Annotated in this window: 20 protein-coding genes, 2 tRNA genes and 1 riboswitch; of the genes, 14 read left to right on the top strand and 8 right to left on the bottom strand. The window is 67.1% G+C overall.

Annotation, left to right across the window (positions count from 1 at the left end; translation table 11 throughout):
• Positions 1 to 302 (top strand): integrase core domain-containing protein (locus tag BMY25_RS05475; RefSeq protein WP_143061887.1); only part of this gene is annotated, 302 nt, incomplete at its 5' end.
• Positions 303 to 756: 454 nt separating this feature from the next.
• On the opposite strand, the gene BMY25_RS05470 is transcribed toward BMY25_RS05475, so the two are convergent.
• Positions 757 to 832 (bottom strand) — tRNA-Asn (locus BMY25_RS05470).
• A 95-nt stretch (positions 833 to 927) separates the two neighbouring features.
• Here BMY25_RS05470 and BMY25_RS05465 point away from each other — a divergent pair.
• From BMY25_RS05465 to BMY25_RS05425, 9 genes are all read left to right on the top strand, one after another.
• Positions 928 to 1200 carry a hypothetical protein gene (locus BMY25_RS05465; RefSeq protein ID WP_092495591.1) on the top strand — a complete coding sequence of 91 codons (273 nt, stop codon included), beginning with the start codon at positions 928 to 930 and terminating at the stop codon, positions 1198 to 1200.
• Entirely contained in the window at positions 1193 to 1519 is a 327-nt protein-coding gene (locus tag BMY25_RS05460; RefSeq protein WP_092495590.1) for a hypothetical protein, read from the top strand. Before BMY25_RS05465 ends, BMY25_RS05460 begins: the two co-directional genes overlap by 8 nt.
• A gap of 19 nt (positions 1520 to 1538) precedes the next feature.
• A riboswitch (cobalamin riboswitch) is annotated at positions 1539 to 1761 on the top strand.
• A gap of 120 nt (positions 1762 to 1881) precedes the next feature.
• Complete coding sequence (locus BMY25_RS05455) at positions 1882 to 2079, top strand: CbtB domain-containing protein (protein WP_177176716.1); 198 nt, start codon at positions 1882 to 1884, stop codon at positions 2077 to 2079.
• Positions 2080 to 2097: 18 nt separating this feature from the next.
• Positions 2098 to 2835, top strand: a complete 738-nt coding sequence (locus BMY25_RS05450) for a CbtA family protein (RefSeq protein WP_092495588.1) — start codon at positions 2098 to 2100, stop codon at positions 2833 to 2835.
• Entirely contained in the window at positions 2832 to 3356 is a 525-nt protein-coding gene (gene cobU, locus BMY25_RS05445) for a bifunctional adenosylcobinamide kinase/adenosylcobinamide-phosphate guanylyltransferase (RefSeq protein ID WP_092495587.1), read from the top strand. Before BMY25_RS05450 ends, cobU begins: the two co-directional genes overlap by 4 nt.
• Positions 3353 to 4396 carry a cobalamin biosynthesis protein CobW gene (cobW, locus tag BMY25_RS05440; RefSeq protein WP_092495586.1) on the top strand — a complete coding sequence of 348 codons (1044 nt, stop codon included), beginning with the start codon at positions 3353 to 3355 and terminating at the stop codon, positions 4394 to 4396. Before cobU ends, cobW begins: the two co-directional genes overlap by 4 nt.
• A 15-nt stretch (positions 4397 to 4411) precedes the next feature.
• The gene (gene cobN / locus BMY25_RS05435) at positions 4412 to 8128 is read left to right on the top strand and encodes a cobaltochelatase subunit CobN (protein ID WP_092495585.1); all 3717 of its coding nucleotides are present in this window, start codon (positions 4412 to 4414) and stop codon (positions 8126 to 8128) included.
• On the top strand, positions 8125 to 8748 hold the full coding sequence (gene cobO, locus BMY25_RS05430) for a cob(I)yrinic acid a,c-diamide adenosyltransferase (RefSeq protein ID WP_092495584.1): 624 nt from the start codon (positions 8125 to 8127) through the stop codon (positions 8746 to 8748). The genes cobN and cobO overlap by 4 nt, the downstream gene beginning before the upstream one ends.
• Before the next feature lie 40 nt (positions 8749 to 8788).
• Positions 8789 to 10255 carry a cobyric acid synthase gene (locus BMY25_RS05425; protein WP_092495583.1) on the top strand — a complete coding sequence of 489 codons (1467 nt, stop codon included), beginning with the start codon at positions 8789 to 8791 and terminating at the stop codon, positions 10253 to 10255.
• Here the strand turns inward: BMY25_RS05425 and BMY25_RS05420 are convergent.
• From BMY25_RS05420 to BMY25_RS05410, 3 genes are read right to left on the bottom strand one after another with little or no spacing between them, the layout of a single operon-like run.
• A complete protein-coding gene (locus tag BMY25_RS05420) occupies positions 10252 to 10539 on the bottom strand; it encodes a SemiSWEET family sugar transporter (RefSeq protein WP_092495582.1) in 288 nt (95 codons plus the stop codon). The two genes, BMY25_RS05425 and BMY25_RS05420, sit on opposite strands and share 4 nt — an antisense overlap.
• Before the next feature lie 39 nt (positions 10540 to 10578).
• Positions 10579 to 11562 (bottom strand): adenosylcobinamide-phosphate synthase CbiB, encoded by a 984-nt coding sequence (gene cbiB / locus BMY25_RS05415; RefSeq protein ID WP_092495581.1) that lies wholly within the window; start codon positions 11560 to 11562, stop codon positions 10579 to 10581.
• Complete coding sequence (locus BMY25_RS05410; RefSeq protein ID WP_092495580.1) at positions 11559 to 12551, bottom strand: aminotransferase class I/II-fold pyridoxal phosphate-dependent enzyme; 993 nt, start codon at positions 12549 to 12551, stop codon at positions 11559 to 11561. The genes cbiB and BMY25_RS05410 overlap by 4 nt, the downstream gene beginning before the upstream one ends.
• A 110-nt stretch (positions 12552 to 12661) precedes the next feature.
• On the opposite strand from BMY25_RS05410, the gene BMY25_RS05405 reads away from it, so the two are divergent.
• The 4 genes from BMY25_RS05405 (at position 12662) to der (ending at position 16726) form a co-directional block, all read left to right on the top strand.
• Positions 12662 to 12735 (top strand) — tRNA-Cys (locus BMY25_RS05405).
• Between the two features lie 197 nt (positions 12736 to 12932).
• Complete coding sequence (locus BMY25_RS05400; RefSeq protein ID WP_092495579.1) at positions 12933 to 13928, top strand: tetratricopeptide repeat protein; 996 nt, start codon at positions 12933 to 12935, stop codon at positions 13926 to 13928.
• Between the two features lie 41 nt (positions 13929 to 13969).
• Positions 13970 to 15283, top strand: a complete 1314-nt coding sequence (locus tag BMY25_RS05395; protein WP_177176715.1) for a PQQ-like beta-propeller repeat protein — start codon at positions 13970 to 13972, stop codon at positions 15281 to 15283.
• A gap of 18 nt (positions 15284 to 15301) precedes the next feature.
• Complete coding sequence (gene der, locus BMY25_RS05390; RefSeq protein WP_092495577.1) at positions 15302 to 16726, top strand: ribosome biogenesis GTPase Der; 1425 nt, start codon at positions 15302 to 15304, stop codon at positions 16724 to 16726.
• Here the strand turns inward: der and BMY25_RS05385 are convergent.
• From BMY25_RS05385 to alr, 4 genes are read right to left on the bottom strand one after another with little or no spacing between them, the layout of a single operon-like run.
• Positions 16700 to 17449 (bottom strand): SDR family NAD(P)-dependent oxidoreductase, encoded by a 750-nt coding sequence (locus BMY25_RS05385; RefSeq protein ID WP_092495576.1) that lies wholly within the window; start codon positions 17447 to 17449, stop codon positions 16700 to 16702. The two genes, der and BMY25_RS05385, sit on opposite strands and share 27 nt — an antisense overlap.
• A 21-nt stretch (positions 17450 to 17470) precedes the next feature.
• Positions 17471 to 18160: a CvpA family protein gene (locus tag BMY25_RS05380; protein WP_092495575.1), complete on the bottom strand. Its 690-nt coding sequence runs from the start codon at positions 18158 to 18160 to the stop codon at positions 17471 to 17473.
• A gap of 42 nt (positions 18161 to 18202) precedes the next feature.
• Positions 18203 to 19588 carry a DNA repair protein RadA gene (gene radA, locus BMY25_RS05375; protein ID WP_092495574.1) on the bottom strand — a complete coding sequence of 462 codons (1386 nt, stop codon included), beginning with the start codon at positions 19586 to 19588 and terminating at the stop codon, positions 18203 to 18205.
• Positions 19588 to 20664 carry an alanine racemase gene (alr, locus tag BMY25_RS05370; RefSeq protein ID WP_238858165.1) on the bottom strand — a complete coding sequence of 359 codons (1077 nt, stop codon included), beginning with the start codon at positions 20662 to 20664 and terminating at the stop codon, positions 19588 to 19590. Before alr ends, radA begins: the two co-directional genes overlap by 1 nt.
• Positions 20665 to 20724 lie beyond the last annotated feature (60 nt).

The following is a 20724-nucleotide window of genomic DNA, read 5'->3' as shown; positions in this document are numbered from 1 at the left end:
GGATCGCAGCGGTCGGTGCGAAGACGGCCTTCATCGAGCCCGGTAGTCCTTGGGAGAACGGCTACTGCGAGAGCTTCAACTCCAAGCTTCGCGATCAGCTTTTGAACGGCGAGCTGTTCTATAGCCTGGCCGAGGCACGGATCATCATTGAGGGCTGGAGGCAGCACTACAACACCCGTCGCCCGCACTCTTCGCTCGGTTACAAGCCGCCCGCACCCAACGCCGTGCTGTGGCCGGCGACGCCAACCCAACCCGCTTCCCCGGCCGCCTCAAGCGTGGCCGACAAGCCAACAATGCATTAGATTTGAAACGGGCCACCGATTGGGGGCAGGCCAAGACGACAAGGGAGGAGGCAGCTTATCAGCTGAAGAGGTTCGGGAACGAGTGATGCTCCCTCGCAGATTACCTTCAGCAGCCTGCATGCTGTTCGAGAGGGAGCTTTGCCAGCTTGGCTGCGTCGAGATATTCAATCCCGATCAGGTTCGCGCGCGCTTTCGCTGCTTCGCAAGCGTTCCAGGAGTGGCGAAAGCTGACGGTGCCACGTCTACCGGGCGGTGCGAATCGGGGACGGAATCACGTGGGCATAGAAGGAACGATCATGGCTTAGGCGGGAGTGATGCCCGCCCATTCGGTGCTGCTTCTACGCGGAGAATTGCACGATTCTGTCATCTCGCTTGCGGCGTCTCTGGTGAGAAAGCGGCTGGAACGCTGAAGTTTCAGCATTCGCCGTTGGCGGCAACGAGATAAAAAAGGAGCTGGCTCCCCGAGCAGGGCTCGAACCTGCGACAATTCGATTAACAGTCGAATGCTCTACCAACTGAGCTATCGGGGATCAGTGAGCGGGGATATATCGGCCCCTTCCGGCCATTGCAACCCGCTTGTGACGACTTATCTGCGGAAAACGCTTCCCGAGAGGAAATGAAAGGGATGCCTGTGGAAAAGACGGTCGCAGTCAGGGAAGTCCGCGTGTTCGGGCGCGTGATGCCGCTGCCAAGGCAGCGCTGGGCGCGCGTCGGCATGGGATCGGCTCTCGTTGCCGGCGGCTTCCTGGGCTTCCTGCCCATCCTCGGCTTCTGGATGGTGCCCGTCGGATTGCTGGTGCTTTCGGCCGACGTTCCGCTGGCCGAGCGCGTTCGCCGTCGGCTGATGGGCTGGCTTCACCGCCGTTTTCCGCGTTTCGCGGCCAAGCTGGATGCCTGAGGGAGCAGGGCCTGCGGGGGAGGCCGACGCAGTCTGGCGAGGTGACCTCGACGCCCTGGAATTCGTGCCCGCCGGGCATCTCGGCCGCTGCATGGTCCACCGGCTAGCCTTCCGCTCGCTGCTGCGCTCCGCGCCCGGGCCGGAGGATTGCCTAACCTTTTTCGCCCGGGAGCGGGCTGCCTTTCAGGCGGCGGCACGAAGCAAGCTCACCCGCACGGACATGCCGAGCGACCGCAACTTTCACCTGACCAGCCGCGATATCGCCCGCGCCCTGCGGTTCGCCCATTGCGGGGAGACCGTGGCCGTCGAGGCGGATTGACCCTCTGGAGGGGCTCCTTTACTGTCAGGTTCGTGATGGTTCCCCGACGGACGCAAAGTCCAGGGGATTAATAGGGAACACGGTGCGGACGACCCAAAAGGGGCCAACGCCGTGGCTGCCCCCGCAACTGTAAGCGGCGAGTCCGCGATCCCCGGCAACGGGTGCGCCACTGGGAAACCGGGAAGGCCGATCGCAGACAGCGACCCGTGAGCCAGGAGACCTGCCATCGCACGCACAGACCGGGGCGGGGTGTCCTGGACGGCAGCGAGAAGGGACCGGCACACCGCTGCTTCCATCTTGAGGCTCGCCCATTCTCCCCGCGACGGTTCCTTTTGACCATCGCTTGATCGGGGAGATCGTCGATGCCTATGCCTGCCACGAATGTCCTTTCGCCTGCCGCTTCCAAGCCTGCCACCCGTGCCGCGAGCACGACGATGCAGGCGCTGTTCGCCATTCTCTTCGGTGCGCTCATCATCGGTGTCGCCGGCTTCTCGCACATCGAGGCCGTGCACAATGCCGCGCACGACACGCGCCATTCCAATGCCTTTCCCTGTCACTGAGCGGGAACGGTTGGACGCATGAATGTTTTCAGATCGATCGTCTTCTCGGCGGTCCTGTCCGGTCTGATCGTCGGCATCGTGGTCACGGCCCTGCAGCAATTCGGCACCGTGCCGCTGATCCTGCAGGCCGAAATCTACGAGAAGGCCACCGACAAGGCCGCTCCGGTCGCCCATTCCGATGCGGCGGCCGTTCCGCATGAACACGAGCACGGCGACGAGGGCTGGGAGCCGGCCGACGGGTTCGAGCGCAACGCCTTCACGGCCGCCTTCAACGTCATCGACTGGATCGGCTTCGGCCTGCTGCTGAACGGCGCGTTCGTGCTGTTCCGGCGTTCCGCGACCTGGCGCGAGGGCTTCCTCTGGGGCCTCGGCGGCTTTGCGGCCATCATGCTGGCGCCGGGCCTCGGCCTTCCGCCGGAATTGCCGGGCATTCCCGCCGCGCCGCTCGGGCCGCGCCAGATCTGGTGGATCGGCACGGCTCTCGCGACCGCTGCCGGTTTGGGTCTCATCGCCTTCCGGCGCACCCCGGCTTTGGCTGTGGTCGCGGTGGCGTTGATCGTCGCGCCGCATCTCATCGGCGCGCCGCAACTGGCGGACCTGCACACGGAGGTGCCGGAAGCTTTGTCGCATCGCTTCGTCGTCACGGTCCTGGTCACGAGCTTCGTGTCCTGGGCGCTCCTGGGCGCGCTGACCGGCGCGTTTTACCGGATGTTCAGCCGGCAGGAAGAGCGCGCCGGCACCGCCGCCTTCGCTTGAGCGCGGGACGGACCGTCCTGGTCCTGGGAGGGGCGCGCTCCGGCAAGAGCCGTTTCGCCGAGCGGCTGGTGGAGAAAAGCGGGCTGTCGCGGGTCTATCTCGCGACGGCCACCGCCGGCGACGACGAGATGGCGGAGCGGATCGCGCACCACCGCGCACGCCGCGCCGGCTGGCGTACCATCGAGGAGCCGCTGGCGCTGGAGGACACTCTGTCGCGCGAGGCGGGCGAGGGGCGGGCAATTCTCGTCGATTGCCTGACGCTCTGGCTGAGCAACCTCATGTTCGCGGAAGCGGACGTCGTCGCCCGAACCGAAAGCCTCTGCGTGACCCTCGGCACGGTGCCCGGGCTCGTTGTCCTCGTGTCGAACGAGGTCGGCATGGGCCTTGTGCCGGATAACGCCCTTGGCCGCCGCTTTCGCGATGCGCAGGGCCGTCTCAACCAGGCCGTGGCGGCTGCCGCGACGGATGTCGCGTTCGTCGCCGCCGGCCTGCCACTCACATTGAAGGGAGCGCCTTTATGAGCGCCATCGGAACCGCCCTCGCAACCGGCCGCATCCCGGCCACCATCGTCACCGGCTTTCTCGGCGCGGGAAAGACCACGCTGATCCGCCATCTGCTGCAGAACGCCAACGGTCGAAAGATCGCGCTGATCGTCAACGAGTTCGGCGACGTCGGCTTCGACGGTTCGGTGCTCTCCGATTGCGACAGTCCGGCCTGCGCGAAGGAGGAGATCGTCGAGCTCTCCAACGGCTGCATCTGCTGCACGGTCGCCGACGATTTCCTGCCGGCAATGGAGGCGATCCTCGCCCGTCCGAATGCGCCGGATCACATCGTCATCGAAATCTCCGGCCTCGCTCTGCCGCAGCCTCTGGTGAAGGCTTTCTCCTGGCCGACGGTGAAGAACCGCGTCACCGTCGATGGCGTGGTGACGGTGATCGACGCCTCGGCGGTCGCGGAAGGGCGCGTTGCCTCGGACGAGGCGAAGCTTGCGGAGCAACGGGCGAAGGACCTGTCGCTGGAGCATGACGATCCGGTGGAGGAACTCTTCGAGGACCAACTCCGCTGCGCCGATCTCGTGGTGATTTCCAAGGCCGACCTCGTCGACGAAGCGGGGATGGCGCGCGTGGAAAAGGCCATCGCCGAGGACAAGCGGCCGGAGGCGCGGACCGTGCGCACGGCCAATGGCGTTCTGGCATCCGAAATTCTGCTCGGCCTCGGCGCCACGGCCGAGGACGATACGGAGAGCCGCAAGAGCCACCACGAGATGGAAGGCGAGGAAGAGCACGAGCACGACGATTTCGATTCCTTCGTGCTGGACCTGACCGCGCCGGACCGGGCGACGCTGGAAGCGCGGGTGCGGAGCGCCATGGCGGTGGACGGCGTCCTGCGCATCAAGGGGCTGGTTTCGCTCGACGGCCGCGAGGCGCCGCTGGCCGTGCAGGCTGTCGGCCCGCGTGTGGAGACGTGGTTCGTGCCGGATGCGTCACGCCAGCGCGGGCTGGTGGTGATCGGGCTCGCCGCTCTGGACCGGAGCGCCGTGGAAGCGGTTCTCGCCGGCTGATCCGGCTGTCCGGCCGTGCATATCCTCAACGGACAGACCCGGGGGCTGGAGCAGGCGGCGCAGCCCGTCGATCTCGGACAGACACCCGGCGACATCGTCATTCTGACGGCGGCGGACACGGAAGTCTCCGGCCTCGCGGCCGCGCGCCGTTCACTGGGCGATGCCTTTCCGTCGCTGCGGCTCGCGAACTGGATGCAACTCGCGCATCCTTATTCCGTCGATCTTTTTGGCGAGCAGGTGCTGGCGCGGGCGAAGCTCGTCGTGGTGCGATTGCTCGGCGGCGCCTCCTATTGGCGCTATGGGCTGGACGAAGCGGTACGGCTATCGCGCGCTTGCGGGACGAAGCTGGTGGTCATCCCCGGCGATGCGACATGGGATGCGGCGCTCGCGGCGGAAGGCAATGTCGCCGAGAGCGACGCGCGGCTGCTCTGGTCCTATCTGGTCGAGGGCGGGGCGGAGAATTTTACCGGCGCATTGCGATTTTGCGCGCATCTGATCGGAAAAGGCGAGCGCCCGCCCGAGCCGTCGCCACTGTCGACCGCCGGGCTTTATCGAAACGGAGTGCCGTCGGGCGAAACGCCGGTCGCGGGGATTGTCTTCTATCGTGCGCTGATGCAGGCGGGGCAGACCGAGCCTGTCGACGCGCTCTGCGAAGCGCTGAAGGCGCGGGGCATCGCTCCGTTGCCGATCTTCGTCAGCAGCCTGAAGGCGGCTGACGATGCGGCGTTCGTCGAGCGGACGCTCAAGGAGGCGGATGCGGCGCTGGTGCTGAACGCGACCTCCTTCGCGATCTCCAGGCCCGGCCAGAGCTTCGGCGGCACCGTGCTCGATGGCGGCGATCGTCCCGTGCTTCAGGTCACCTTCGCAGGCGTCTCGGAAGAAGCGTGGGTCGGCTCGACGCGGGGCTTGTCGCCCACCGACCTCACGATGAATGTCGTGCTCCCGGAGGTCGACGGCCGCATCATCGGCCGCGCGGTTTCCTTCAAGGAAACGGGTGAACTTGATCCGCTGACGGAATGCCGTCCCGTCCGCTATCGGCCGAGGGCAGACCGCATCGCCTTCGTCGCGGACCTCGCCGCGCGCTGGGCGACGCTTCGCCGTTTGCCCAGCGTGCGGAAGCGTGTCGGGCTGATCCTTTCCAACTATCCCAACCGCGACGGTCGCCTCGCCAACGGCGTCGGTCTCGATGCCCCGGCCTCCACGGCGCACCTGCTGCGGGGCATGCGCGCCGCTGGCTACGCGACGGAGGGAGCGCCGGAAACGGGTGAAGCCCTGATGGCGCTGCTTCTGGCCGGGCCGACAAACGCCTTGGAGAGCCGCACGGAAAGAACCGGCGGCGAGCGTCTCTCGCTCGCTGAATACAGAAGGCATTTCAGCCGGTTACCTGAATCCGTTCAGGCCGCGGTGACGGAGCGCTGGGGCGATCCTGCCGACGATCCCTTCGTTGCCGATGGCGCTTTTTTGGTGCCGGCGCATCGGTTCGGCAACGTGGCGGTCGGCATCCAGCCGGCGCGCGGCTATAACATCGACCCGAAGGCGACGTACCACGATCCCGACCTCGTGCCGCCACACGGCTATTTCGCCTTCTACATCTGGCTGCGCGAAGAGTTCGGGGCGGATGCGCTGGTCCATATGGGCAAGCACGGCAATCTCGAATGGCTGCCGGGCAAGGCGCTGGCGCTCTCCGGGGAATGTTTCCCAGAAGCCGTTCTCGGGCCGCTGCCGGTCATTTATCCCTTTATCGTCAACGATCCCGGCGAGGGCGCGCAGGCCAAGCGACGAACGTCCGCCGTCGTCGTGGACCACCTGATGCCGCCGATGGCCCGGGCGGAAAGCCACGGCGCCGCGGCCGAACTGGAAGCGCTGATCGACGAATATGCCGCCGCGCAAAGTGCCGACGAACGCCGGGCGAAGACGGTGGCGACCCAGATCTTCGATCTCGCGGCCCGGCATGGCTTCGATCGCGATCTCGGGCTGGACGTGCGCGACAGGGCCGAGGCGCTCGGCAAGCTCGACGAGCATATCTGCGATCTCAAGGAACTGCAGATCCGCGACGGCTTGCACGTCTTCGGCACCTCGCCGGAGGGCCGCCTCCGCGCCGAGACGCTCGTCGCGCTGGCGCGGGTGCCGCGCGGCTCCCGTGCCGGTGACGCCTCGCTGACCCGCGCGCTGGCCGACGACCTGCATCTGGGCTTCGATCCGCTGGCCGGCGATTTCGCCGAGCCCTGGTCGGGGCCGAAACCGGAAGTCCTGCAAGGGCTTGCCGGACATTCCTGGCGTATCGCGGGAGATACGGTCGAGCGGCTGGAAGCGCTCTCACTGGAGCTGGTGCAGGGCCGGTCCTGCCCCGCGGAATGGGAGGGAACGGCCGCCGTCCTCCAGACCATTCGCGACGAGATCGCCCCCTCGCTCGACGAGTCCGGCACGGCGGAGAGTGCTGCGGTGCTGGCCGCGCTGGCCGGCCGCTTCGTGCCGCCCGGTCCTTCCGGCGCGCCGACGCGAGGGCGGTCCGACTGCCTGCCGACCGGCCGCAACTTCTATTCCGTCGACGTCCGCTCCGTGCCGACGCGGGCGGCCTGGAACCTTGGCCAGCGCTCGGCGGATCTTCTGGCGGAGCGCTATTTCCAGGATGAAGGCGAGTGGCCGACCGCCATGGCGCTCACCGTCTGGGGTACGTCCAACATGCGCACCGGAGGCGACGACATCGCCCAGGCGCTGGCGCTGATCGGCGCGCGGCCCGTCTGGGAACCGGGCTCCGGGCGCGTCACCGGCATGGAGGTGATTCCGCTTTCGGAGTTGCGCCGGCCCCGTGTGGACGTGACGCTCCGCATCTCCGGCTTTTTCCGCGACGCGTTTCCGGCGCAGATCACGCTCTTCCATCAGGCGGTGCAAGCCGTGGCAGCGCGCGAGGACGAGCCGGCGGACGGCAATCCCGTGGCGGCGCGGATCCGGGAAGACGCGGCGAGCATGGCCGCCTCGGGCATCCCCGCCGATGAGGCGCGCGAGGCGGCGTCCTACCGGATTTTCGGCTCCAAGCCCGGTGCCTACGGAGCGGGCCTGCAGGCGCTGATCGACGAAGGCATCTGGGCGGAGCGCAAGGATCTCGCCGCCGCCTTTCTGGAATGGTCGGCCTATGCCTATGGCAAGGCGGGGTCGGAAAACGACCGGACCGGTCTCGGACGGCAGCTTCTGGAAACGCGTCTCGCGGCCGTCGACGCCGTGGTGCAGAATCAGGACAATCGCGAGCACGATCTTCTGGATTCCGACGATTACTATCAGTTCGAGGGCGGGCTCGCCGCATCGGTGGAGACGCTGAAGGGCCAGGCGCCGCGCGTTTTCCACAACGACCATTCCCGGCCGGAGCGCCCGGTAATCCGCTCGCTTGATCAGGAGATCGCCCGGGTCGTGCGCGGCCGGGCGGCGAACCCGAAATGGATCGCAGGCGTCATGCGGCACGGCTACAAGGGCGCGTTCGAGATCGTCGCTACGGTGGATTATCTCTTCGCCTTCGCCGCGACGACGAACGCCGTGGGCCACCACCATTTCGAGCAGCTCTACGACGCCTATATCGCGGATGAGACGGTGCGCCGTTTCATTGCCGAGGCGAACGCGCCGGCACTTCGCGAGATCGCCGGGCGCCTCTCGGAAGCGGTCGATCGCGGCCTGTGGACGCCGCGCCGCAACAGCGCCTATCACGAATTGAAGTCGCTCGCCGAAAGGGCACAGTCATGAAGACCGAAGGTCTTTCCGAAGCCGAACTCGACGCCCGCCACGCCGACAAGATGCGCAAGAAAAAGGAGGCGCGGGCCAAGATCCTTGCCACGAAGACGGTGGAGAAGGGCCTCCTGATGGTCCACACCGGCAAGGGCAAGGGCAAGTCCACGGCCGCTTTCGGGGTGGTCTTCCGCGCGCTTGGCAATGGCATGAAGGTCGGCATCGTCCAGTTCGTGAAGGGGCGATGGGAGACCGGCGAGCGCGTGGCCCTCGACAAGTTCGGCGATCAGGTGACGATCAACACGATGGGCGAGGGCTTCACCTGGGAAACGCAGGACCGTCAGCGGGATATCGCGGCGGCCAAGGCGGCGTGGGAAAAGGCAAAGGCGCTGATCGCCGACGACGAGCACCAGCTGGTGGTGCTGGACGAACTCAACATCGTGCTCCGCTACGAATATCTGGACCTCGCCGAGGTTCTGCCGGTGCTGGCGAACCGGCCGCCGATGAAACACGTCATCGTCACCGGCCGCAACGCCCGGGACGAGTTGATCGAGATCGCCGACCTCGTGACCGAGATGGAGCAGGTGAAGCATCCCTTCCGCTCCGGCGTGAAGGCGCAGAAGGGCATCGAATTCTGATCGGCGGTCTGCTGGAGTTTCAGTCGTGACACCCGCGATCATGGTGCAGGGCACCGGCTCGAATGTCGGCAAGTCGCTGATCGTCGCCGGGCTCTGCCGCGCCTTCGCCGACCGGGGGCTGCGCGTGCGACCGTTCAAACCGCAGAACATGTCGAACAATGCGGGCGTGACGGCGGATGGCGGCGAGATCGGCCGGGCGCAGATCACGCAGGCGCGCGCCGCGCGCGTTGCCCCGACGGTGCATATGAATCCGGTGCTCCTGAAGCCGGAGACGGATACGGGCGCGCAGATCGTCGTGCAGGGAAAGCGTTTCGGCACCATGCGCGCGCGGGAATACGGCGCGCGGAAGAGCGAGCTGCTGCCCTTCGTGCTCGACAGTTTCGCGCGGCTCTCGGCGGAGGCGGATCTTGTCATCGTGGAAGGCGCGGGATCGCCGGCGGAGGTCAACCTGCGCCACGGTGACATCGCGAACATGGGCTTCGCCGAAGCCGCCGACCTGCCGGTGATCCTCGTCGGGGACATCGACCGCGGCGGCGTCATCGCCTCGCTGGTCGGCACCCATGCCGTTTTGAACGAGGCGGAGCGGGCGCGGATCAAGGCCTTCCTGATCAATCGCTTTCGCGGCGATACCTCGTTGTTCGACGGCGGCCTGACCGAAATCGTGCAGCGAACCGGCTGGCAGTCCCTGGGCATCGTTCCGCATTTCGACGGCGCGATCCGCCTGCCGGCTGAAGATGCGCTGGAGCTGGAATCCATGCGGGGTCGCCGCTCCGGCGATCCGACGGCGAGGATCCGCATCGCCGTGCCGCGCCTCGGCCGCATCGCCAATTTCGACGATCTCGATCCGCTCCGGGCCGAGCCGGCGGTGGACCTCGTGCTCGTCGCACCGGGGGAAGCCCTGCCGGGAGATGCCGACGTGGTGCTGCTGCCCGGCTCGAAGTCCACGGTCGCCGACCTGCGGGCACTCCGGCGGGAAGGCTGGGATATCGACATCCTCGCCCACCGGAGGCGGGGCGGCACCGTGATCGGGCTTTGCGGCGGCTACCAGATGCTGGGCAGGACGATCGCGGACCCGGACGGCATCGAAGGGCCGCCGGGCAGCGAGCCCGGTCTAGGTCTGCTCGACGTCGGGACGATCCTGACTGCGGGCAAGACGACCGCCCCGGTCGTGGCCCATCACCGGCCAAGCGGGGAGGCCGTTGCCGGTTACGAAATCCACCTCGGCCGCACGGAAGGTGCCGATTGCAGCCGTCCCGTGCTCGATGCGGTGGAGGACGGCTTTGCCAGGACCGACGGGGCGACCTCGCCGGACGGGCGCGTCTGGGGCACCTATGTGCACGGGCTCTTTGCCACGGACGGCTTCCGCCGCGCTTTCCTGTCCGGGTTCGGGGCGGATTCGTCGACCGCTTACGAGCACGGCGTCGAGGCGGCGCTCGACCGGCTGGCCGCACACCTGCGCACGCATCTCGATCTCGACGCGATCATGGATCTCGCAAGCCGCCGCTAGGCCTGCCGGGGTTCCGCCTGCCGGCCTCGGACTTCCAGGATCTTGAAGACCATCAGCGCGGTCAGGAAGCAGAGGCTCAGCGCATTGCCGATGATGATGACCCTGTCGACGCTCATGAAGCCATAGGCGATCCAGAGCGCCACGCCGGTATCGAGCAGCATCATCATCTTCATCGAAAGATCGCCGCAGGAGCGCGTCCGCCAGGCCTTCCAGACTTGCGGGACATAGGAGATGGTCGTGCAGAACACGGCGACGTAGCCGATGAGGGAAGCGGTGGAATCCATGTCCGGCTGAACCCGGAGTGAATGCGCTCGTTCCGCCGATCAGTGCAGGAATCGCGCCGCCATCCCGATCAGGATCGCCAGCCCCATCAGCAGGCCCCACGCCGTGTCGATCAGATGCACGGCCCGCCGGATGTCGGCGACCTCGACCAGCCGGCGACCGCCACGATTGAGCCACGCGCCGTCCACCATCTCGTCGCCGTAACGCCTGGGACCGCCGAAGGCGAGGCGGAGCGCGCCGGCCAGAGCCGCTTCGGGCCAGCCGGCATTGGGAGAGCGATGCTTCGGCGCGTCGCTGAAAGCGACCCGCAGCGCCTTGCCCGGTTCTGCCCGGAGCAGGGCGGCGGCGCCGGCGATCAGCAGCGCGGCGAGCCGGGCCGGGACGAAATTCAGCACGTCATCCAGCCGCGCCCCGGCCCAGCCGAAGGCTTCATGGCGGGGGCTCCGATGCCCGATCATGGAATCGGCCGTGCTGGCGAGCTTGAAGACCAGCAGACCCGGCAAGCCCGCGAGCAGGAACCAGAAGGCCGGCGCGACCACCGCATCGGAAAAATTCTCCGCCAGCGATTCCATCGCCGCCCGTCCAACGCCGTCCTCGTCCAGGACGCTTACGTCCCGTCCGACAATGCGAGCGACTGTCTCCCGGCCGGCCTCGATGCCGCCGTTCTCCAGCGCTTCCGCCACATCGGACGTGTGATCGACGAGGCTCTTCTGCGCAAGCAGGATGGCGGCGATCAGGATTTCCACCACGAAGCCGCCGGGGAGGTGGTGAAGCCCGAGCGAGATGCCGGATCCCAGCACGGCAAAACCGATCGCCAGCACGCCCATCATCGCCGTGCCCCGGAGTTTTCGCTGCCGGAACGTGCGGTCGGGATCGTTCAGGCTCCGGTCGCCCCAACCGATCAGCCGGCCCATGAGGACGACGGGGTGCGGGAGCCGGGACCAGAGCCAGCCGGGTTCCCCGGCCACGCGGTCGAGCGCGAGGGCGGCCGCAAGCAAAAGGGCGTGGATTGCGAAAAACGTCATAGCCGCGCGAGCGCCTTGGCCAGTCTTTGCAGGCCCGCATCGTCCGGGGGCAGACCCAATCGGATGACGTCGGGCCGCTCATCGAACACCCGCGTCCAGATGCCCTGATGGGCAAGGCCTTCGTGAACGCGCCGCGCTTCGTTGCTGCTTGCCAGACGAAACATCCGGCAGCCGCCGACCAGCGACAACCCCGCGCCATAAAGAATCGAGTCGAGCGCCTGCGCCTGGTTGCCCAGCCAATGCCGCGTTTGCTGACGCCAGCTTTTATCGAGAAGCGCCGGCGTGGCGATGGCGATGGCAGGGCCGGAGACCGGCCAATCGCCGATCTCGTCGGAAAGGCGCGCGACGAGGTCGGGGCGGCCGATCGCGAAGCCCAGCCGCAGGCCGGGGAGCCCGTAGAACTTGCCGAAGGAGCGGAACACCAGGACCGGATCGTCCGGCCGGAGATCGGGAATGACGGAGCAGTTTATCTCACTGTCGGCATAGGCTTCGTCGATTACGAGGATCGCATGGTCGGTCCGCTTGCGGGCGAGGTCCAGAAGCCGGTCGGCGGCTGCGCAGCGCCCGTCGGGGTTGTTAGGGTTGACGATCAGCAGGGAGTGCGTCCGCGGCAGCTCGCCCAGCGACAGGGAAGGAGCGAAAGGTAGCGACTGCCCGGCGATGCGAAAGGTTTCCGCATAGGTCCGGTAGGAGGTTTCGGCCGCAACCGCACGCGGGGCCAGAGCCGCGATGCGCCGAATCAGTGTTTCCGTACCGGATGCGGCGGCGATCGCGATGCCGTCCGGCACGCCATAGGCCTGACGCGCGGACGCAAGCAGGCGCGCCTGTTCGGCGGCGGATGGAAGGCGGGTCAGGGTCGCGGCAAGTTCTTCAACGGAAAGGCGAATCGTCCACGGCCGGGGATTGATCCCGGTCGAAAGATCCAGCCAGTCATCTTCCCGGATTCCGTAGATTTCGGTTGCGGGTCCGAGATCTCCACCGTGCCGCATCGGGTCCTGCCACTTTTTAGCGTGGACTAAACCATCGGAACGCGATGCGCACGCATCCTTTGCGTGATCGTGCTTGTCGCCGTCGATTGGCTCTGCTAACGAGCGCTCAAGGCCTCGTGGCGGAGTGGTTACGCAGCGGACTGCAAATCCGTGCACCCCGGTTCGATTCCGGGCGAGGCCTCCATTCTCCTTATCGACATCGCTATCCTGCGCCGCACGGCGCGGCCAGCAGCGCCCATTCGGGGTCACAGCCGTGCGTGTTCGTGCGACATTGCCTAAGCTTCTCAAAATGGGTAGGGTCCGCGCGCTTCGCAGCCCAAGCGTCTGGCACCGGATCGGGACGCGACTGCCGAACAGAAAGAGCGCACGAGTAGCCGCCTGATGGCCGAACCCGACCACCGATCACAACAGTTCATCCGCGAAGTTCACGAGGAATATCGCCGCGACCAGCTTTCCGCGGCGTGGCGTCGGTTCGGGCCGATTCTCGTGCTGCTCTGCATCGCCGTCATCGTGGTCGTCGCGGGTTATCGCGGCTGGACCTGGTGGGAAGCCCGCCAGGCCGGACAGGCGGGCGACCAGTATTATTCCGCGCTGCAGGATATGCAGCAGGGCAAGACCGACGAGGCGACCAAGGCATTCCAGTCGATCGCCGAACATGGCGGTCGCGGCTATGCGGTGCTGGCCAAGCTCCAGCTTGCCGGCATGCAGGCCCAGTCCGGCAAGAAAAAGGAAGCGATCGCCGCCTATGACGCGATTTCCTCCGGCGGCTCCACGCCCGACGACCTGAAGCAGCTCGCCCGCGTCCGCGCCGGTCTGGTCGCGCTGGACGACAGCGATTTCGGCGCTGCTACCTCGCATGTGAAGGATCTTGCCCAGGCGGGAAATCCCTGGCGGAACCAGGCGCGCGAGATCCTCGGCGTCGTTGCCTATTCCAAGGGCGACCTGAAGGGCGCCCGCGAGCAGTTCGTTTCGATCCAGCAGGAAGTCGATGCGCCGCGCGATCTCCAGAGCCGCGCCGCGATGATGGTCGCCCTGATCGACGGCCAGTTGCCGGTGGAAGGCCAGAAGCCCGCTGCGCCCGTGGTGCCGGAAGGCGCCGCTGCCATTGCCGCGCCAGCAGGCGACGCGACAGCAGCCGGTGCGATGGGTGGCGAACCGACCGTCGGCCAAGCCACGCCGGCTCCGGCCGCCGCGAACCCGCCGGATGCGGCGCAGGGCCAGGCGCCCGTCGACGCGCCGGCCGCGCCTGCCATGGACCAGCTTGCACCCTCGCCGCAGGATGCCACTCTGCCGACGGATTCGTCATCCGGTGATTCGGATGCCGATCAGAACTCCAGTCCGGCGGCCGGAGCCGCACCTTCGGGCAGCGCGCAATGAAACGGAATACAAGCAATGACGGGGCGGATCGATTGAAGACCGTGCGACATCTGACTGCCATCGCAGCCGTGGCCTTGATGGCGGGATCCGTCAGCGCCTGCGCCGGATTGGGCAGCATCAATCCTTTCAAGGGCGAGAAAAAGGATCCGCTTCCGGGCGAACGGCATGAGGTCATGCCGGGATCCGCATTGACCGTTTCCGGCGGGCGCGCCTCCGTCGGTGGCCGGTCGGCCATGAACGAATGGTCGCAGCCGGGCGGCAACGCCGCTAACGATCCGGGCAATGTCGGTCTTTCCGGCGGCGTCTCGGCCTCGGCCTGGGAAGTGCGCGCGCTGGGCGGCCTTGGTCGTCGCGACGTTCGCACCTCGTCCCCGCCGCTGATCTATGGCGGCAACGTTTATGTCTACGATCCTTCCGGCACCGTGACGGCCCTGTCGGCCGGCGGCGGCAAGCTTTGGACGACCTCGGTCGGTCCGGCCAAGGAGGGCAGGGCCCCGGGCGGCGGCATCGCGGCCTCCGGCAACCGGATCTTCGCGGCGACCGGCTTTGGCCAGATGATCGCGCTCGATGCGGCGTCGGGCAACAAGCTCTGGAGCGTCGATCTCGATGCTCCCGCGCGTTCCGCCCCGACGGCTGCCGACGGCAAGGTCTTCGTCGTCAGCGGTACCAGCGTCGTGCATGCCTTCAACCAGGCCGACGGCAAGGAAGCCTGGAACCAGCCGGGCATCGGCGAGGTTGCGGGTGTTCTTTCCAGCGCCAGCCCGGCGGTTGCCGGCGGCTCGGTGGTCGTGCCCTATCCCTCCGGTGAAGTGATCGCCTTCGAGGCGGCCTCCGGCAAGATGAAGTGGACCGACACGGTGATCCGTCCGACCCGGACGATGGCCGTTTCCGGCATCACCGACGTCGCCGCGAGCCCGGTGATCGACAACGGCGTGGTCTATGCCAGCGGCGTCGCCGGTCGCACGGTCGCTATCCGGCTGTCCGATGGCAGTCGCGTCTGGGAGCAGGCGGTCGGCAGTTCCGCCACTCCCGTCGTTTCCGGAAACTCCGTGTTCCTGGTCGACCTGCAGGGCTTCATGGTTGCGCTGGATCGCAGCAGCGGCAAGATCATCTATCGCTCCGAACTGCCGGGCAAGCACACCAAGCGCTTCAACACGATCTGGACGGGCCCGACGCTTGCCGGCGGAACCCTCTGGGCGGTGTCGAACGACGGGCAACTCGTGGGCGTCGAGCCCTCGACGGGGTCGATCAGCAGCACGCGTACCCTTTCCAAGCCTGCCTTCATGAAGCCTGTCGCCGCTGCCGGTGAGCTTCTCGTCCTCCAGTCCGACGGCACCCTCGCCGCGTTCCGCTAAGGAGCGCGACGTTTACCCATGACCATTACCGTTGCGATCATCGGCCGTCCCAATGTCGGCAAGTCGACCCTCTTCAACCGGCTTGTCGGCCGCAAGATCGCGCTGGTCGACGATCGCCCCGGCGTCACGCGCGACCGGCGCGAGGGGGAGGCCCGGCTTCACGGCCTGACCTTCACCATCGTCGACACCGCCGGGCTTGAGGAAGCCGAGGTGGACAGCCTGCAGGCGCGCATGCGGCAGCAGACTGAACAGGCCATCGCCGACGCCGACCTGATCCTCTTCATGATCGACGCCCGCGTGGGCATCACGCCTGCCGACGAGCACTTCGCCGCCATGGTTCGCACGTCCGGCAAGCCGGTGGCGTTGCTGGCCAACAAATGCGAGGGACGCGCCGCGGAGGCCGGCCTCCTTGAAGCCTATTCCCTTGGCTTCGGCGAGCCGATACCGCTTTCCGCCGAGCATGGCATCGGCATGCCGGACCTGTCGGACGTGATCTCCGAGGTGATCGGCGAGCCCGAGGAGGAACCTGAAGAGGTTCTTGCCGAGGATATTGGCGCCGAGGGCGAAGAGGGCGAGCCGACCGACGACGACGAGGAATTGTCGAAGAAGCCGCTCAACATCGCGATCATCGGCCAGCCCAATGCGGGCAAGTCGACGCTGGTGAACCGCTTTCTTGGCGAGGAACGCCTGCTGACCGGTCCCGAGGCCGGCATCACGCGTGACGCCATCGCCGTGGATTGGATCTGGCGCGACCGGCCGTTCCGGCTCGTCGATACCGCCGGCATCCGCCGCCGCGCCAAGGTCGTGGAAAAGCTGGAGAAACTCTCCGTCGGCGACGCCCTGCGCACCATCCGCTTTGCCGAGGTGGTCATCCTCGTCATGGATGCGACGGCTCCCCTGGAGAAGCAGGACCTGCAGCTGGCCGACCTCGTTGCGAGCGAAGGGCGTGCGCTGATCCTGGCGCTCAATAAATGGGATCTCGTCGAAGATCGACAGAAGCGCCTGACGGAAATTCGCGCGGATCTGGCGGAAACGCTGAACCAGGTGCGTGGCGTGCCGATGATCCCGATTTCCGGAATGACCGGAAACGGTCTCGACCGGCTGATGGAAACGGTTCTGTCCATCTACAAGACCTGGAACAAGCGCGTTTCCACGGCGGGGCTGAACCGCTGGCTTCAGGCCGTGACGCAGAACCATCCGCCACCGGCCGTCTCCGGCCGGCGCATCAAGCTGAAATACGTGACGCAGTCGAAGACGCGGCCGCCGACTTTCTTCCTGTCGTGCTCGCGGCCGGATGCCCTGCCGGACGCCTACAAGCGTTATCTGGTCAACGGCCTTCGCGCCGACTTCAAGCTAGACGGCGTGCCAATCCGGCTGATGCTGCGCAGCGGCGCCAACCCATTCGACAAGGGTGGCTCAGGCGGCGGCGGATCCAAGGGCTGAAATCTCGCCGGTTCGGAAGCTGAAGCGCACGTCCGTCCGATCGAAATCCGGAGAGGCGAGCCGCACGATGTGCGGCGCGATCTCGGCCGGATGCGGCAGGGTTTCCGGATCTTCGCCCGGCATGGCGCGGCCGCGCATCGCGGTCCGCATCGGGCCGGGATCGACCGCGACGACGCGGATCGGGGTATTGGCCGTTTCCCCCGCATAGGTCCGGGCGAGGGCTTCCAGCGCCGCCTTTGAAACGGAATAGACGCCCCAGAAGGGCCGGCACTTCTGCGCCGCGGCGGAGCTGACGAAGATCGCCCGGCCCGCATCGCTGCGCTTCAGGAGCGGATCGAGCGAGCGGATCAGGCGCCAGTTGGCCGTGACATTGACGGCCATGACCTTGTCCCAGGTTTCCGGCGGGATATGGCCGAGCGGGGAAAGCTGGCCGAGCGCCCCGGCGTTGGCGACAAGGATGTCGAGCTTGCCCCAGCGCTCGTAGATGGCGGCTCCGAGCCGGTTCAGCGCGTCGTAATCGGTAACGTCCACGGGAACGAGGGTGGCCGAGCCGCCCAACGCCTTGATCTCGTCGTCGAGTTCCTCAAGCCCGCCCACGGTGCGAGCGAGCGCCACGACATGCGCACCAGCTTCGGCGAGGGCGCGCGCGGTGAAGTAACCGATCCCGCGCGACGCGCCCGTCACGACGGCGATGCGGTCCTTGAGAGGCTTCTCATCGGTCATGTCGGTCTCTCCGATTGCGATCTACTGTCCGCCGTTGCGAATGGCGCGGTCGAGCGCGTCCTGATCGGACTTGCTGACGCCGGGATCGTCGGGCTGCTGGCTCTGCTGGTTGCCTGCGGCCGGCGCGGCGGGGGCCGCCGCGTCGTTGCCGGGCTGGGCGGCGGCATCGTTCGCGCCGGTCTGGTCGCTCTCGCCGCTGCCATGATGCAAACGGTTCATGATGCCGGTCTCCGGATCTTCCGGCAGCTTGGCCACGACATCGTTGCCGAGCTGGTCGAGCCAGGGCTTGAATTTGGCATGACCGATCCAGGCGGGCTGCGAGGCGGGCGCGATGAAGAAATTGAGAAACAGCGTGGCGATGATCATCAGCAGGAGGCCGCGCGCGGCGCCGAAGACGAAGCCCAGCGTACGGTCCAGCGGCCCAGCCTTGGAATCCAGCACAAAGTCGGAAATCCGCATCGTGATGAAGGAGACCACGATCAGCGTGATGAAGAAGATGCCGACAACGGTCACGCCGAGGGAAAGGTTCTTGTCCGTGACGTAGGTGCGGGTATAGGGCAGCACCCGATCATAGAGCATGTAGGTGGCCGCAGCGGCTGCGACCCACGAGATGATCGAGAACACCTCCCGCGTGAACCCGCGAATCATGGCGAGCAGCGCGGAGATCAGCGTCACAGCGATGAGGATGCCGTCGAGCAGGGTGAAAGACATCGAAGCTTGGGTCTCCTGAGCCGTCCGGAACGGCATGCAAGCTTACCGGATACGCCTGCCGGACGAGGATTCGGCCGCAGACACGAAATCCGCGACGACGTCGATCAGGGTCGTCACGGTCTGAACCGCAAGTCCGGTGCGGACCCCGTCGGCGGCGCCCGCGGGCAGCACGGCCTGAGAGAATCCGAGCTTTTCAGCTTCCCGAAGACGCAGGGGAGTCTGCGACACCGGGCGGACTGCCCCTGATAGACTGACTTCGCCGAAATACACAGAGTCTTTTGGCGTCGGAGCGCCGCAGCGGGCGGAAACAAGAGCGGCCGCGACCGCGAGATCGGCGGCGGGTTCGGCGAGGCGGAGGCCGCCGGCGACGTTGAGATAGACATCGTGCTGCCCGAAGCGGAGACCGCAGCGCGCCTCCAGCACCGCGAGGATCATCGCCATTCGGCTCTGGTCCCAGCCGACCACGGCGCGACGCGGGGTGCCAAGGCTGGTTTCGGCCACGAGGGCCTGGATTTCCACCAGCAAAGGCCGGCTGCCTTCGATGCCGGCAAACACCGCCGCGCCGGGGCTGCGCCCTTCGCGGTCGCCGACGAACAGGCCGGACGGGTTACGAACTTCCTGCAACCCGACGCCGGTCATCTCGAAGACGCCGATCTCTGCGGCCGGTCCGAAACGGTTCTTCACGGCGCGCAGCAGGCGGAACTGATGGCCGCTGTCGCCCTCGAAGTAGAGGACGGCGTCCACCATGTGCTCGACCACGCGCGGGCCGGCGATCTGCCCGTCCTTGGTGACGTGGCCGACGAGGACCACGGTCGCGCCGCTGGTCTTGGCGTAGCGGATCAGCGCCTGCGCGGAGGTGCGGACCTGCGTCACCGTTCCGGGCGCGCTTTCCACCCGCTCCGTCCAGAGGGTCTGGATGGAATCGATGATGACGAGGTCGACCTTGCGCTCTTCAAGCGTGGCGAGGATGTCCTCCACCTTGGTTTCCGCCGCCAGCCCGACCGGCGCATCCCGCAGCCCAAGCCGCTCGGCGCGCATGCGGATCTGGTCGACCGCTTCTTCGCCGGAGATGTAGACGACGCTCTTGCCGGCGCGGGCGAGGGCGGCGGCCGCCTGGATCAGGATCGTCGACTTGCCGATGCCCGGCTCGCCGCCGACCAGGAGCGCGGAGCCCGCAACAAAGCCGCCACCGGTGACGCGGTCCAGTTCCTCGATGCCGGTGAGTATGCGCGGCACCGTGCTGGTCGCGCCCGCGAGCGCCACGAGCTCCACCGGCCGCCCGCGTCCGGTGCGGATCGCGACGGGAGCGCTCGGGCCGGCTTCCTGGACGATCGTGTTCCACTCGCCGCAGGAATCGCAGCGACCCTGCCAACGCGAGGTCACGGCACCGCAATTGGTGCAGACGAATTGGGCCTTGTCCTTCGCCATCAGCCTGACGTCTCGTCCCGGTAGATGCGGGTGGCGCGGCGCGACAGCCCGGTCAGCAACTCGTAGCCGATCGTGCCGGCTGCTGCGGCGACCGAATCGACTGCTACATGCGGGCCGAAGAGTTCGGCCCAGACACCGGGTCGGACTTCCTCCTCCGGGAGGTCGGTGACGTCGATTGCCATCAGGTCCATGGAGACGCGCCCGAGCAGCGGTGCGATGTGGTTGCCGATTCGGACGCGGGCGTTGCGCGGCCCGACCGCCGATGCCGCGCGTTGATAGCCGTCGGCATAGCCGGCGCCGAGTACGGCGATGCGGCTGTCGCGGTGAACGGTCTGCACCGCGCCGTAACCGACCGCCTCGCCGGCCGGAACGTCACGCACCTGCAGCACCCGCGCTTCCGCGGTAACCACGGTTTCCATTTCCGCGAAGGGATGAGACGCGCCGCCATAGACGGCGATGCCGGGGCGGACGAGGTCGTAATGATAGTGCGGGCCGAGATGCACCCCGGCGGAATTGGCGAGCGACAGGCGTTTGCCCGGAAAGAGCTCGCGCATCTCGGAGAAACGGGCGCGCTGGCGGGCCGTCAGCGGATGCTCGGGCTCGTCGGCGCAGGCGAGATGGCTGATCACGAGCTCGACTCCGGCGCGCTCGATGAGTGGATCGGCGGAAAGCGCCTCGGCCTCCTCAAGCGTGACTCCAAGGCGGTTCATGCCGGTATCGACATGGAGAGCGGACGGAGCCCCCGGCATGGATCCGGCCCAGGCCTCCACCTCGTCGCGGAAGCCCAGGACCGGGCGGAGCTTCGCCTCGCTGTAATGAACGACAAGATCGGACAGGAAGCCGCAAAGCACATAGATCGCGGCGTCGGGCGCGAATTCGCGCACGCGCACGCCTTCCTCCGGCAGTGCCACGAAGAAGGTCCGACAGCCTGCCGCGGAGAGCGCCGGCACCACGCGGTCGATGCCGAGGCCGTATGCGTCCGCCTTGACGACGCCGGCGCATTCCGCGCCCTCCGCCATCGCCGCGAGCTTCTTCCAGTTCCGCCCGAGGGCGGTAAGGTCGACCGTCAGGCGCAAGCCGGATGCGAGCGGCCCGGACGCTCGGGCCTCGGAAGCTGGGGCCTCGGTAGCTGGGGG

Origin of the sequence: Faunimonas pinastri (assembly GCF_900110915.1) — a bacterium.
Taxonomy (GTDB): domain Bacteria; phylum Pseudomonadota; class Alphaproteobacteria; order Rhizobiales; family Afifellaceae; genus Faunimonas; species Faunimonas pinastri.
This window is presented reverse-complemented; position numbering and strand designations above follow the sequence as displayed.

Excerpts from the sequence above, each read along its gene's own strand:
- BMY25_RS05420 (WP_092495582.1), bottom strand. The coding sequence starts at position 10,539 with ATGGATTCCACCGCTTCCCTCATCGGCTACGTCGCCGTGTTCTGCACG.
- der (WP_092495577.1), top strand. The coding sequence starts at position 15,302 with ATGACCATTACCGTTGCGATCATCGGCCGTCCCAATGTCGGCAAGTCG.
- cobO (WP_092495584.1), top strand. The coding sequence starts at position 8,125 with ATGAAGACCGAAGGTCTTTCCGAAGCCGAACTCGACGCCCGCCACGCC.
- BMY25_RS05450 (WP_092495588.1), top strand. The coding sequence starts at position 2,098 with ATGAATGTTTTCAGATCGATCGTCTTCTCGGCGGTCCTGTCCGGTCTG.
- radA (WP_092495574.1), bottom strand. The coding sequence starts at position 19,588 with ATGGCGAAGGACAAGGCCCAATTCGTCTGCACCAATTGCGGTGCCGTG.
- BMY25_RS05385 (WP_092495576.1), bottom strand. The coding sequence starts at position 17,449 with ATGACCGATGAGAAGCCTCTCAAGGACCGCATCGCCGTCGTGACGGGC.
- BMY25_RS05465 (WP_092495591.1), top strand. The coding sequence starts at position 928 with ATGCCTGTGGAAAAGACGGTCGCAGTCAGGGAAGTCCGCGTGTTCGGG.
- BMY25_RS05460 (WP_092495590.1), top strand. The coding sequence starts at position 1,193 with ATGCCTGAGGGAGCAGGGCCTGCGGGGGAGGCCGACGCAGTCTGGCGA.
- BMY25_RS05425 (WP_092495583.1), top strand. The coding sequence starts at position 8,789 with ATGGTGCAGGGCACCGGCTCGAATGTCGGCAAGTCGCTGATCGTCGCC.
- BMY25_RS05455 (WP_177176716.1), top strand. The coding sequence starts at position 1,882 with ATGCCTATGCCTGCCACGAATGTCCTTTCGCCTGCCGCTTCCAAGCCT.
- cbiB (WP_092495581.1), bottom strand. The coding sequence starts at position 11,562 with ATGACGTTTTTCGCAATCCACGCCCTTTTGCTTGCGGCCGCCCTCGCG.
- BMY25_RS05380 (WP_092495575.1), bottom strand. The coding sequence starts at position 18,160 with ATGTCTTTCACCCTGCTCGACGGCATCCTCATCGCTGTGACGCTGATC.
- cobW (WP_092495586.1), top strand. The coding sequence starts at position 3,353 with ATGAGCGCCATCGGAACCGCCCTCGCAACCGGCCGCATCCCGGCCACC.
- BMY25_RS05410 (WP_092495580.1), bottom strand. The coding sequence starts at position 12,551 with ATGCGGCACGGTGGAGATCTCGGACCCGCAACCGAAATCTACGGAATC.
- BMY25_RS05400 (WP_092495579.1), top strand. The coding sequence starts at position 12,933 with ATGGCCGAACCCGACCACCGATCACAACAGTTCATCCGCGAAGTTCAC.